This is a genomic window from Pediococcus sp. AC40 (assembly GCF_030252485.1).
Classification (GTDB): domain Bacteria; phylum Bacillota; class Bacilli; order Lactobacillales; family Lactobacillaceae; genus Pediococcus; species Pediococcus acidilactici.
On record NZ_CP127012.1, the window covers coordinates 882,573 to 894,715 of the forward strand.

A 12,143-nucleotide genomic window follows, 5' to 3' on the forward strand; every position below is an offset into this window, starting at 1 on the left:
CGTTAGTTCCTAGAGTTGCGGAAGGAATTATTAAAGTCCCCAGAATAAAAAGTCACACTGGTAAAAATATTTTAGAAGTGACCTACCAGCCCGACAAAATCAGTACCGTCTTCCTAAAATCGGCAATTACTAGTTGGGTGTTATTACTAGGTGGAGCCATATTGGGACTTATTAAAAAATTACGTACGCAGTTTAAAAAATAAAAAAATTTAAAAAAGTGCATCTCAAGAAAAATTCTTGAGATGCACTTTTGACTTATTTACTTTATATAGTATTGAAAACCGTTAGTTTGCCCCTCCTAAAAAATTTTTACTTACGCCGCGACTTTTGCCACCACAGTTTGATTAGTAAACCTAACCAACCCAGAAGGGTGATGATAGTTCCCATTCCTAGTAAAGGAGGGTAATAAGTGAGTTTCCATTGGTGGGTGCCTGACGAAATTTTGTCTGCACTACCCAAGAAGTGGTTGGCAACTTTTTGGGTGGCAACCGCATGGCCATCTACTTTTAAGTGCCAGCCCGGACTATATGGGATCGAGGTAAACAGATACGGCCGCTTTGTAGTTGCCTTAAGCTTTCCCGTAACCACGTTGCCGTTAGCTTGTACATCCGTAAGCTGGTTATTTTGTGCAACGTGATCTAACTGTTTAAATTTAGCAAAATCAAGTTGATAAATTCCAAAATCAGACACTAATAGGGTCGATTTCTTTAGCACAATTTGAATTCGCACCCGCTTGCCGCGACTATGGTCGGCAACTGACAAAACAATTGGATGGTCGTAGTCAATGTCTTCGGTAATGCGTTGGTTATTAACGAAAATGTCGGCATTATGATAGTTCATCTGGCTGCCAGCGGTAATGTAGAGCGGATCGTCAGTTTGAGGAACCACTTCAAAAGTAACCGAGGCACCCTTATTTAGTTTTTGTTTATTAAGCACTGCGTTCCGGACGTCAGCCGAGGTGCTGACGTTGGAATAATAAATTTGTGCAGTGCTGGTGAGATCGTCAAAGAGGTTGACCTTACTTTGGCCACCCAACGCGGTCATAATTGTATTTTGGTACTCTAACGGACGGTAGGCTGGTAACTGGTTGGTAACTGGTTGTGAAGTCATCGCCCCTAAACTAATTGCGTAAGGGTTACGGTAATTATTCGCATACCGAGTTTTATCAAAGTAATCATAACGCTGTAAAATATCGTGCCGGACGCTCCGGGTTAAAAACGGATTTTTCTTAGGCTGGGCGTCAACGAGCGACCAGGAACGAAAATCTAAAAATGCGTCTGATAGTAAAGTTCCGTTCATATAGGTAATGTTTCCCGAAGTGGTCGGTTGGCCTAAATCCGCCATGGCCTCTAGGGAATTAGTTTCTAAGTTAGAATTAAAACTAGCTCCACTGTTAAAGCCTAACTGAATGGGATCGTTTTTTGCCCGAAAGTAATTAGTACCAATCCGCTGAAAATCTGCGGGATGTTTTTGGATTTGGCGGAGAGCTTTCCGCGCTGCGACACTATAAGTTTGAAATTCACTTTGACTAACGTAGCTGATGCGGTTTAAAGACCAAACGGCATTAATTCCAACGTCGAGGACCATTAATCCAAGCATAATCGAACGCAACGCCGGGTTGGAATTTGTACTCTGTAAGCCAACCCATAGTAGCAAAGCAGCTATGAAAAGAATTCCGCCTAAAATTAATTGGTCGTTAGATAAAAAGTCTTGCGATTTTGGCAAGAACTGGATACCTGCCAGTAGGATTAAACATAGTCCTAGTAGACTAGTGACCAGCGGGGCTAACAGCTTATTTTGGAGAGGATAAAGCATTCCCCAAAAAGCAAGTATCATCATCCAAAAGCTAAAGATAAAGCTGAATCGGTAAGCATACCACCACGGAAACTGCATTGCGTGCCAAAGTAAGTCTAGTGGTGACCAGCAAAATGACAGCAAGAAGATTGCGGTGATTGCCAAGGCACTTAGGCGTTGAGAAAGTTTAATTTGGCGGTTAAAGAAGTAGGCGATTACCGCAATTAAAATTACCATCCCGACGTAAATGTTTGGAAGTCCCTCGGACATTTGTTTAAAACTAAAGGTTCCTGGAAATAGCTTTAAAACCATCTTGAGCGGATTATATTCAAATTTCCACTGTAAAGTGTTTTCGGTGTAGTTAGCCTTTCCGTGCAAAAGTGCCCACAAAGTCGGCATCCAGGTCACCGCAGAAAAGATTCCCACTGCCAGCCAAGCCTGCACAAAGGACCATGCCTTACGCCAATTGAGGCGGGGACTGCGCCACAGAAAATACATCACCGTAAAAATTCCAATCATGTACGCAAAGTAATAGTTAATAATTACCATGGCGGTCATGCTAATTACAAACAATTTAAGCTTGCGATCGGCGATAATTTGGTCGATTCCCATAATAATCAGTGGCAATAAAATTGGGGCATCAAGCCAAAAAAGGTTGAGCTGGTTTGCAATTGAAAAGGCCATTAAACTATAGGAAGTAGCAAAACCTGCCACACTAAGTCGGTTGGGATTTCGTCCAAGGCTTCGTGCAAGGTGATGCAAATAAAGCGCTGCGGTTAAGCCTGCCAAAGCATACTTGACTAGGGTAACGATTAGGATTCCGGTAGTAATACTTTCCTTTTTAAAGAAAAGCAGTATTAAATTAGTTGGGCTTAATAAATAGTAGGCCCAGGTGCCGAACATATCACTCCCGAGGCCGTTGCTAAAGGAGTAAAAAAGTTGACCCGGGTGTCCTAAAATAGTTTGCCGAAAATATTCGTAAAAAGCGACGTATTGCTGGCCCATATCCACGGTTAGTAAGCTCGAGCTACCAAATGGAGCAAAGCCCCGGTAAATAAAGTAGGTGAGCATTACTAAAGCGGGAATACAGCTACTGAGCAATAAATCACGTTTTTGGTTATTAATTTGCATAAAGATCCCCCAAGCAATTTATTAATAGTATTAGGATAGCATAAAACATCTTTAAGACTTTACTAATCAGTTAGTGAAGTGGCATATTTTCTGGTAGAATAAACGAAGTGATTTAACTAAGGAGTAATATGTGGACATGAAAAATCCGAAGAAAAAATTTCGGCGGCAAAAAAGTGAATTACCGTTTCGGTTAAATTTAATCTTTTTTGGTGTCTTTGCGTTATTGTTATTATTGATTGGCCAATTAGGCTATTTACAAATTTTGTACGGCTCAAAGCTCCAAGCCGAGGTTAACCGTTCGGATAACATGGTAGAAACCGAAAATGTACAACGCGGGATGATTTACGATTCCACGGGTAAGGTTTTAGTGGGAAATAAGGCGCACCAAGCGGTTTCTTATACTAAGAATATGAACGTCCTACCGCAGGATATGTACGACGTAGCTAATAAGTTAAGCAAGTATTTAACGGTTGAAAAAAATGACCTTACTTCAACTGATATTGCGAACTATCTTTTAGCTGACAGTAAAAATAGTAAAGCGTACGCGCAAAAAATTCCTAACCGGGAAAACCTTTCTAGTAAGGCATTGCAAGAAAAAGAGATTGCCGCGGTCAAAAAGGATCACGTTGAACTGACTGCTCGGCAAAAGAATGCCGCGCGAATCTATAAAACCATTAGCGGAGCTTACCAGTTATCGACGGTTTACATTAAGGAGACTGATTTAACCAGCGAGGAACTATCTCAAATTGGGGAACACTTGTCAGAGATGCCGGGAGTTAAGATCACTACTAGTTGGACCCGAAACTATCCTGCTGGCGATGATGTAAAGTCGTTTGCCGGAACGGTTAGCAGCTCCAAAGTCGGACTTCCTAGCGATGAAGTGAACACCCTCTTGGCGGAAGGCTACGCCCGTAATGATCGTGTCGGGCAAAGTTACCTTGAAAAACGTTATGAACCAGTACTAAAAGGTACCAAGTCGCAGACTTCTGTGGAAGTTAGTTCGGGCAACCAAGTGGTGAAACGGGTGCAAAAGTACGCAGGTAAGAAGGGTGATAACCTAGTTTTATCAATCAACTCTAAGTTCCAAGAAGAAGTACAAAAGATCATGAAGGAAGCTTCCCAAAATGCGGGCGGTGAGTCAACCGGCGGTTACGCGGTGGTAATGAATCCGAAAACCGGGGCGGTAATTGCCTTGGCCGGAGTAGATCGCGATCCGTCAACCGGTAAAATCACCGATAACGCCCTCGGAACTATTAACGAGCCAATTGTAATGGGATCGGTGGTCAAAGGGGCCATGGTTTCCGGAGCCTTAATGGACGGGGTAATTACTCCAAAAGACAATACCATGATTGATAAGCCAATTAAGTTGGCGGGAACGGGCTCAAAGAGTTCGTGGTTCAACAGTACGGGTAGTGCGAACATGCCGGTTGACGTATCGACCGCGCTAGAAGTTTCTTCAAACTCCTACATGATGCAATTAGCCATGAAGGAGGGCGGTTTCAAGTACAAAGAAGGTGCAGGATTAGCTGGGATGAATCCGACCGTGTTTAACAAAATGCGGGGATACTTTGAACAGTTTGGTCTCGGAGTAAAGACTGGAATTGATATTCCAGGGGAATCGGCAGGTTATAAAGGACCTTCGAGTGCGGCAGACATTGGTAAGGCGTTAGACCTCTCCTTTGGGAACTACGATGCTTACACCACAATTCAAATTGCCCAGTACATGTCGACGATTGCTAACGGAGGGTATCGAATTGCTCCTCACGTGGTGGAACAAATCCGAAGCAGTCGTTCAAATGGTAAGCTAGGGGCAGTACAAAGCACCACCACCCCGCAAGTGTTGAATTACATCGACATGAGCAAGGAAGAAAAGAAAATGGTTACGGACGGACTATATAAGGTAGTGCACGGTACCAATAAATATAAAACCGGGGGACCGCTTGCAAGTATTTCACCAGGAATCTCGGCTAAAACTGGTACGGCGCAGACCACTACTAATGGGAAATCAACGGTAACGTTATCCTTAGCTTCTTTTGCACCTTCTAACGATCCGCAAGTCGTCGTGGCATTGGCATTGCCAGGGTTGAGTACCTCTAGTGAAGCTGATAACATGAACGCGGCTAAAAAGATTTACGAAGCTTACTGGAAAGACGTCCAATCGAAGTCTTCCTTAGAAAACCCAACGAAGGCGACTAAAGAATCGGCTGTGCAAAACTTAAATGGGTAATTTATTGAATTCATTATGGAAAAAATATGTAAATCGTGGTAGCATGTATAATGCTAGTGGATTTTAGAATTCAAATATATATAATTAATGGAGGTCATTCCAATGCGTGTACACATTACTTTAGAATGTACTGAATGCCATAACCGTCAATACTTGTCATCAAAGAACAAGCGTAACAATCCAGATCGTTTGGAATTAAACAAGTATTGCCCACGTGAACGCAAGGTTACATTACACAAAGAAACTAAATAATAATTAAGGCTAGGGGCCCCAAGTTGGAGGTTGCTGGTCTTTTTTATTACAAGTTCACCGAATCAGGAGGAAGAGGCCCGTGGATAAAAAACAATTTCGGCAACGTCAGATAGAACGGTTGCGACAGTTGTCTCCGGATGTTAAGGCTAAGCTAGAAGAGCAAATTATGGAACGGTTCTTTGAACAAACTGCGGTCAGCACGGCAAAAAACGTAGCAATTACGTTAAGTCAAAAATTTGAGCTAAACACGGCCCCCATTATCCGAAGCCTGCAAGAGCGCAAGATTTCAGTGTTGGTTCCTAAAACTTTTGAAAATCGACGGATGGAGTTTGTTCCGTTAACCTCCGAGACCCAGTTGGCGCCCCAGGCCTTTGGCATTTTAGAGCCCGTGGGCGGGGTTCCGGTTGCACCCACAGCTCTTGACTTGATTGTGGTCCCGGGGCTAGCTTACGAGCAAACAGGCGGTAATCGTTTAGGATTTGGCGGAGGATACTACGATCGTTATTTAAAACGGGCTCCGCAAGCACATAAAATTGTGTTAGCATTTAATCAGCAAGTTTATCCTGCTGCTCACTGGCCGGTAGATCAATTTGACGTAACGATGGATCTAATTATTACCGAGCAAGGGGTTCAATTTAAAAACGAACGGATAAGATAGAATGGACAAAACAAAAATTAATTTGAAAAACTTTTTTGCCGGACCTTTCGTGACGATTACTTTAGTTGCGTTGAACGTGTTAGTTTACCTATGGCTAACCTTAGCAGGCGGATCAACTGATCTGACGGTTTTGGTAACTCATGGAGCCATGGTGCCAGCCATGATTAAAGATGGTGCCGGATGGGCAAGCTTGTTTACTTCCATGTTTGTGCACATCGGTTTTGAGCACTTGTTATTTAACATGATCACGCTTTATTTTATTGGACGCTTACTGGAACAGGTAATTGGTCACGGACGTTTTCTATTAATTTATTTGCTTTCCGGAATTTTTGCCAACGTAGTTAGTTTAGCGTTTGCTGCACCAAATAGTATTTCAGCAGGGGCTAGCGGGGCCATTTTTGGGATTATTGGTGTCTGGATAATGATGGCTGAGCAATACCGAAACTATCCTTTTTTAGCCGGAATGGGCCGCCAAATGCTGATTTTTAGTGCGTTGGGAATCGTTAGCGGAATGTTTGGTACAAATATTGATATTTTCGCCCACCTAGGCGGGCTAGTCGCTGGCTTTCTACTAGGTTACGGGTTTAGCTTCCCCAATTTAGGCAAAGTACCCCTAAAGAAAAGACTTGGTAGCGGGGTCCTTCTACTAATTTTATTGGGAGTATTTGTGAAATTAGCGTTTACATTATAGCGATAATTTGGTAAATTAGTTGAGATGGTATTATGAAAACACTTTATGATGTGCAACAACTTTTAAAGCAATTTGGTGTCTTTGTTTACGTTGGTAAACGCAAGTGGGATATTGAATTGATGAGCATTGAACTGAAAAATTTGTATAAAGCGGGGGTAATTGACCAGCCGACTTTTGCAAAAGCTCAATTAGTTTTACGGCACGAGCACCATATTGAAGAAGTTAGAGATCATAAGCAAAAAAATGGAGGTTTTTTAGACTAATGGAACGGAAATTAATTGGGGTTGACCTTGGTGGAACAACAATCAAGTTTGCTATTTTAACTGAGGATGGCGAGATCCAACAAAAATGGAGCGTAGAAACGAACGTCCTTGATGAAGGTTCTCACATTGTCCCGGACATTATTGAATCCATTAATCACCACATTGATCTTTACAAGATGAGCAAGGATCAATTTATTGGAATCGGTATGGGTACTCCTGGAACCGTTGATCGTCAACGCGGAACGGTAATTGGTGCATTTAACCTAAATTGGAAAGAAACCCAAAACGTCAAGGAAGAAATTGAAAAAGGCACGGGCATTAAGTTTGCAATTGACAACGACGCAAACGTGGCTGGCTTGGGTGAACGCTGGAAAGGTGCCGGAGAAAACGGTGACGACGTGGCGTTTGTTACCCTTGGTACCGGAATTGGTGGCGGTTTGATCGCTGGTGGTCAACTGTTACATGGGAAGGCCGGCGCAGCTGGAGAAATCGGACATGTAACGGTTGATCCAGAAGGCTACTTATGTACTTGTGGTAAGCGCGGTTGCTTAGAACAATACGCTAGTGCTACTGGTGTTGTACATGTAGCTCGGGACATGGCCGAAGAATTTTCTGGCGATTCTGAATTGAAGCGCCAAACGGATGATGGGCAAGACATCACTTCTAAGCTAGTGTTTGATTTGGCAAAGGAAGGCGACGTTTTAGCATTGCGCGTAGTTGATCGCGTTTGCTACATGCTCGGTTTGGCACTTGGTAACTTAGCAAATACGCTAAATCCTGAAAGCATTGTAATTGGCGGTGGTGTTTCAGCAGCTGGTGAATTCTTGCTAGATCGGGTTCGCGATAACTTTGAAAAATTTGCATTCTCTACCGTGCGTTCTTCAACCCAATTGAAGCTTGCTCGTTTGGGTAACGACGCGGGGGTAATCGGCGCTGCTTCATTAGCGCGGGTATTTGCTTAATATATAGAATTTTGGAGATGAATAAAACATGGTAGCTGCAGCAGCAAGTAATTCGAGTGGATTTTGGATCAATACCGTAATCATTATCTTAATCATTGCCTACTTACTTTATCAACTATATATGTATTGGAAGCGGGGCAAGATTGCAACCCAATTGGATAATGAAGCTTTTCGAGCGGGGATGCGCAAGGCTCAAGTGATTGACGTGCGTGAAAAGAAAGAGTTTGATGCCGGTCATATTTTAGGTGCGCGGAACATCCCTTATTCCCAAATGAAAAGTCGGACGCAAGAGTTACGCCCTGATTTACCAGTTTATTTATACGATCAAGGCCGGACGTTTAGTGGACGGGCAGCAATGCTTTTGTCAAAACGCGGCTTTAAACAACTATATATTTTGAAATATGGTTACCAACGTTGGGATGGAAAAACTAAAAAGGCTAAATATTAAAAAGAGATTGGGTTAAAATGGAATTAACCCAATCTCTTTTTGTATACTGGTGCCAACTTAAGGTTAGCAATGTTTTTAAAACGAATTAACCGTTTTGGGCCGCGTGCCGTTTACGCTCTGCGCGTCGCCGATTTTCTTCAGCACGGTTTTCGATTTCTTCGACAGGCTCCACGACTACCTTATGAAAGGTGTACACTGCACCTGCAATGGCACCAAGAGTTGATACGGATCCAAAAAGGAATCCCTTAACAAATTTACCCATGTAATTCAGCTCCTTATTTAGGTTACCCTAATTATGCGCTGAATTGCCCAAAAATACCAGAAATAGATCTAGGAGAATGTTATGTTAACGCAAGTAATCGCCCACCGGGGCAGTAAGGGTGTTCGACCTGAAAATACACTAGCAGCCTTTAAAAAAGCAATTGAAGAGGGTGCTGATGGAATCGAAACGGACGTACATTTATCTAAAGATGGTGAAATGGTGATCATTCATGATGAGACTGTTGACCGCACCACTAACGGAACGGGCCGCGTATTTGACCATACTTTAGCTGAGTTAAAGCAGCTAAGCGCTGGAGGCTCCTTTAGCGGAAGGTACCAAAATGAGAAAATCCCTACATTGCAAGAAGTGGTCGACTTACTAATTGCGGAACGATATACCGGAATCTTTAATCTGGAACTGAAGACCGACAAATTTAAGTATCCTGGAATTGAACAAAAAGTGTTTAGCTTTTTTAAGGATCTCGACTACCCGTTCGAGTTAGTGTATTCGAGCTTTAACCCGGAAACATTAGTTACAATGCATACTTTACAGCCAGACGTAGAGATGGCTAGTTTGTTCAAGTTTAACGCGAAGGCGGCTCGCAAGTTGACGCACCGCAAGGTAATTCAAAATTGGCACCCTAGTATGGCTTGGGTTCGGGGGCATCGTTTTCTTCTAGGAAAACGGCGTTTGCGTCCTTGGACAATTAACGTGGAAAGTGATTTAAAATTTTGCTTTCAAAAGGGCTTTTTAGGCGTGATTACGGATTATCCGACCCGTGCATTACAAGTCCGAGCGACTATTCAAGGAGGATGAGATGCAAAAAGTTTTAGCAATTGTGGGTCCTACGGCAGTTGGCAAAACCAGCCTGTCCGTCGAGTTGGCTAAACGCTGGAATGGTGAAATTATTTCTGGTGATTCAATGCAGGTATACCAACGACTTGATATCGGTACGGCAAAGATTACCCCTGAAGAAATGCAGGGAATTCCTCACCATTTAATTAACGTGCGGACGGTTCAAGAGCATTTTACCGCTGCCGATTTTAAAAATGCGGCTTCGCAGTTAATTAAAGAAATTAACGGAAAAAACCGATTGCCGATTATTGTGGGGGGGACCGGGTTTTATTTGCAAGCGTTATTAAACGACTTACAGCTGGGGACCGCCAATGAAGATCGACAACAGGTTGAAAAAGTTCGGGCGGCATTAAATCAACAGGAGGACGATGCACTCCGGCAACAATTGAAAAAGGTCGACCCGACAAGTTACGTGAATATTGATTTAAATAATCGTCGACGGGTGATCAGGGCTTTGGAAGTCTACCAAACGACGGGGCAAAAATTTTCTGAACAGACTAAATCACGGGGTGAGTTAGCCTATGATGCATTCCTGATCGGGTTAAATACGGAACGGGCAAAGCTGTATGAACGGATTAACCAACGGGTGGAGATAATGTTGGAACAAGGTTTAGAAGCTGAAGCCCGCTGGTTGTTCGAACAGCCGGAGGTCCCTCAGGCGGTCAAGGGAATTGGTTATCGTGAATGGCCAGCATATTTTGCGGGTGAACAACCTTACTCAACTACGGTGGCTCAAATTCAAAAAGATTCGCGACATTACGCTAAACGACAATTAACCTGGTTCCGAAACCAGATGGACGTAAATTGGTTCGATATTATTCAAAACCCAAATGAAAAACAAATAATTAATCAAGAAATTGAGGAGTGGTTAGTGAAATGAAGAGTTGGAAAGACCAATATAAACCGGAAGTACAAAAATTAATTACCGAAGTTGAACAACAAATTCAGCCTAAATTAAATGAAATTGATGACCAAGTGACTTACAATCAGCAAAAAGTTTTGAACGCTTTTCAAAAAGAACGGGTTGCTGAGGAGAATTTAAACGGGGCTACCGGATACGGTTATAACGATATGGGTCGGGACGCTTTAGACCAGGTTTATGCAGACGTATTCCAGACCGAGGATGCCTTAGTCCGACCACAATTTGTTTCGGGAACCCACACAATTAGTACGACCTTTTTTGGAATGCTGCGACCTAATGATAAATTATTGTACTTAACTGGAATGCCTTATGACACCATTCAAGAAGTAATTGGAATTACTGGTGAAGCTGGCCGGGGTTCGTTGAAAGATTTTCAAATTGATTTTGATTACGTACCGTTGTTAGCTGACGGAAAAGTTGACTTTGAGGGAATGCGGTCGAAATTGACTCCCGATGTCAAAGTAGTGGCCATCCAACGTTCCCGGGGATACGATAGCCGAGCAAGTTTCACGGTTACCGAAATTGAAGCAATGGTTAAACAGGTTCGTAAAGTTGCTCCAGACGTAACCATCTTTGTAGATAACTGTTATGGGGAATTTTCTGAAACTATCGAGCCAACCGAAGTCGGGGTTGACGTAATGGTAGGATCGCTAATTAAAAATGCCGGTGGCGGCATCGCGCAAACTGGTGGATACGTAGTTGGGCGCAGGGACCTCATTGAAAAAATTGCTAGCCGTCTTACTAACGTTGGATCGGGCAAAGAAGAAGGGGCGACCTTAGAAAACTTGCGCCGGATGTTCCAAGGATTTTTCATGGCTCCAGCGGTCACTGGGGCAGCCATTAAAGGTGCTATTTTTGAAAGTGCCATTCTTGAAAAGTGTGGCCTCCAAGTGGATCCAAAGTGGAATGATGCGCGGACAGACTTGATTCAGACCATTAATTTTGGAAAGCCAGAACCAATGATCAAATTTGCTAAACAAATTCAAAAGAATTCCCCAATTGATTCTTACGTTGATCCAGAACCATCCGTAATGGCCGGCTACGAAGATAAAGTGATTATGGCAGCGGGAACCTTTGTACAGGGTGCTAGCATTGAATTTTCTGCAGATGGCCCGTTACGAGCGCCATATACGTTATATTTACAAGGTGGGTTAACCTACGCACACGTAAAAGTGGCGATTGCAAAGGCCGTGGAAGCAACTTTTTTTAGTTGATGTTAGAAAACCTGACATGATTCTTGACGGGCAGATTTTCAATTGGTAGAATAAGCTCAATATTAAAGGAGTTATTGGTATGAGTGAAAAAGAGCTCCGTCGTTCACTGTCAGTTTTACCAATTGGTACAGTTATGAAACTGACATCGCTAACTGCGCGACAAATTCGGTATTATGAACAACACCAACTGGTATTTCCGGACCGGAGCGAAGGCAATCGACGATTATTTTCCTTAAACGATGTGGATCGTTTGCTGGAAATTAAGGATTACCTAGCAGACGGTTTAAACATCGCTGAAGTAAAAGAGCAGTTTGCTCGGCAAGTCGAAGCGCGAAAACGTTCGATTTCGGATAGCCAGATGCGCAAAATTTTGCGCGACGAATTATTGCAAACGGGACGCTTGACCGACGATGATGGCCCAACTTTCCCAATTAAACGAATTTAATAAAAAAATAAGTGGGGCG

Annotated in this window: 13 protein-coding genes; 11 read left to right on the plus strand and 2 right to left on the minus strand. The window is 43.0% G+C overall.

The features are described 5' to 3' along the window. Nucleotides 1-309: 309 nt before the first annotated feature. Nucleotides 310-2,925 (minus strand): YfhO family protein, encoded by a 2,616-nt coding sequence (locus tag NL111_RS04225; RefSeq protein ID WP_285110538.1) that lies wholly within the window; start codon nt 2,923-2,925, stop codon nt 310-312. A 136-nt stretch (nt 2,926-3,061) separates the two neighbouring features. On the opposite strand from NL111_RS04225, the gene NL111_RS04230 reads away from it, so the two are divergent. The 7 genes from NL111_RS04230 (at nt 3,062) to NL111_RS04260 (ending at nt 8,426) form a co-directional block, all read left to right on the plus strand. Beyond that, nucleotides 3,062-5,152, plus strand: coding sequence for a peptidoglycan D,D-transpeptidase FtsI family protein (locus NL111_RS04230; protein WP_285110539.1), 2,091 nt, complete (start codon nt 3,062-3,064; stop codon nt 5,150-5,152). Between the two features lie 102 nt (nt 5,153-5,254). Next, nucleotides 5,255-5,404 (plus strand): 50S ribosomal protein L33, encoded by a 150-nt coding sequence (rpmG, locus tag NL111_RS04235; RefSeq protein WP_004165222.1) that lies wholly within the window; start codon nt 5,255-5,257, stop codon nt 5,402-5,404. Between the two features lie 79 nt (nt 5,405-5,483). Further along, entirely contained in the window at nt 5,484-6,062 is a 579-nt protein-coding gene (locus tag NL111_RS04240; protein WP_004165221.1) for a 5-formyltetrahydrofolate cyclo-ligase, read from the plus strand. A 1-nt stretch (nt 6,063) separates the two neighbouring features. Next, nucleotides 6,064-6,753, plus strand: a complete 690-nt coding sequence (locus NL111_RS04245; protein ID WP_008841397.1) for a rhomboid family intramembrane serine protease — start codon at nt 6,064-6,066, stop codon at nt 6,751-6,753. Between the two features lie 32 nt (nt 6,754-6,785). Further along, nucleotides 6,786-7,016 (plus strand): YqgQ family protein, encoded by a 231-nt coding sequence (locus NL111_RS04250; RefSeq protein WP_002831428.1) that lies wholly within the window; start codon nt 6,786-6,788, stop codon nt 7,014-7,016. Beyond that, nucleotides 7,016-7,978 (plus strand): ROK family glucokinase, encoded by a 963-nt coding sequence (locus tag NL111_RS04255; RefSeq protein ID WP_002831430.1) that lies wholly within the window; start codon nt 7,016-7,018, stop codon nt 7,976-7,978. The genes NL111_RS04250 and NL111_RS04255 overlap by 1 nt, the downstream gene beginning before the upstream one ends. A 28-nt stretch (nt 7,979-8,006) precedes the next feature. Further along, on the plus strand, nt 8,007-8,426 hold the full coding sequence (locus NL111_RS04260; protein WP_002831431.1) for a rhodanese-like domain-containing protein: 420 nt from the start codon (nt 8,007-8,009) through the stop codon (nt 8,424-8,426). An 85-nt stretch (nt 8,427-8,511) separates the two neighbouring features. On the opposite strand, the gene NL111_RS04265 is transcribed toward NL111_RS04260, so the two are convergent. Further along, entirely contained in the window at nt 8,512-8,688 is a 177-nt protein-coding gene (locus NL111_RS04265; protein WP_002831433.1) for a DUF3042 family protein, read from the minus strand. An 81-nt stretch (nt 8,689-8,769) separates the two neighbouring features. Between NL111_RS04265 and NL111_RS04270 the strand changes: the two genes are divergently transcribed. The 4 genes from NL111_RS04270 to NL111_RS04285 all read left to right on the plus strand — a co-directional run bounded on the left by NL111_RS04270 (nt 8,770) and on the right by NL111_RS04285 (nt 12,124). After that, nucleotides 8,770-9,504, plus strand: coding sequence for a glycerophosphodiester phosphodiesterase (locus tag NL111_RS04270; RefSeq protein ID WP_285110540.1), 735 nt, complete (start codon nt 8,770-8,772; stop codon nt 9,502-9,504). A gap of 1 nt (nt 9,505) precedes the next feature. Then, nucleotides 9,506-10,423, plus strand: coding sequence for a tRNA (adenosine(37)-N6)-dimethylallyltransferase MiaA (miaA, locus tag NL111_RS04275; protein ID WP_285110541.1), 918 nt, complete (start codon nt 9,506-9,508; stop codon nt 10,421-10,423). After that, nucleotides 10,420-11,679 (plus strand): methionine gamma-lyase family protein, encoded by a 1,260-nt coding sequence (locus tag NL111_RS04280; RefSeq protein WP_128737001.1) that lies wholly within the window; start codon nt 10,420-10,422, stop codon nt 11,677-11,679. Before miaA ends, NL111_RS04280 begins: the two co-directional genes overlap by 4 nt. A 79-nt stretch (nt 11,680-11,758) precedes the next feature. Beyond that, on the plus strand, nt 11,759-12,124 hold the full coding sequence (locus NL111_RS04285) for a MerR family transcriptional regulator (RefSeq protein WP_002831439.1): 366 nt from the start codon (nt 11,759-11,761) through the stop codon (nt 12,122-12,124). The last annotated feature ends 19 nt before the right edge of the window (nt 12,125-12,143 follow it).

Coding starts and splice junctions, on each gene's coding strand:
- NL111_RS04280 (WP_128737001.1), top strand. CDS start 10,420: ATGAAGAGTTGGAAAGACCAATATAAACCGGAAGTACAAAAATTAATT.
- NL111_RS04285 (WP_002831439.1), top strand. CDS start 11,759: ATGAGTGAAAAAGAGCTCCGTCGTTCACTGTCAGTTTTACCAATTGGT.
- NL111_RS04260 (WP_002831431.1), top strand. CDS start 8,007: ATGGTAGCTGCAGCAGCAAGTAATTCGAGTGGATTTTGGATCAATACC.
- NL111_RS04255 (WP_002831430.1), top strand. CDS start 7,016: ATGGAACGGAAATTAATTGGGGTTGACCTTGGTGGAACAACAATCAAG.
- NL111_RS04270 (WP_285110540.1), top strand. CDS start 8,770: ATGTTAACGCAAGTAATCGCCCACCGGGGCAGTAAGGGTGTTCGACCT.
- rpmG (WP_004165222.1), top strand. CDS start 5,255: ATGCGTGTACACATTACTTTAGAATGTACTGAATGCCATAACCGTCAA.
- miaA (WP_285110541.1), top strand. CDS start 9,506: ATGCAAAAAGTTTTAGCAATTGTGGGTCCTACGGCAGTTGGCAAAACC.
- NL111_RS04230 (WP_285110539.1), top strand. CDS start 3,062: ATGAAAAATCCGAAGAAAAAATTTCGGCGGCAAAAAAGTGAATTACCG.
- NL111_RS04265 (WP_002831433.1), bottom strand. CDS start 8,688: ATGGGTAAATTTGTTAAGGGATTCCTTTTTGGATCCGTATCAACTCTT.
- NL111_RS04225 (WP_285110538.1), bottom strand. CDS start 2,925: ATGCAAATTAATAACCAAAAACGTGATTTATTGCTCAGTAGCTGTATT.
- NL111_RS04250 (WP_002831428.1), top strand. CDS start 6,786: ATGAAAACACTTTATGATGTGCAACAACTTTTAAAGCAATTTGGTGTC.
- NL111_RS04245 (WP_008841397.1), top strand. CDS start 6,064: ATGGACAAAACAAAAATTAATTTGAAAAACTTTTTTGCCGGACCTTTC.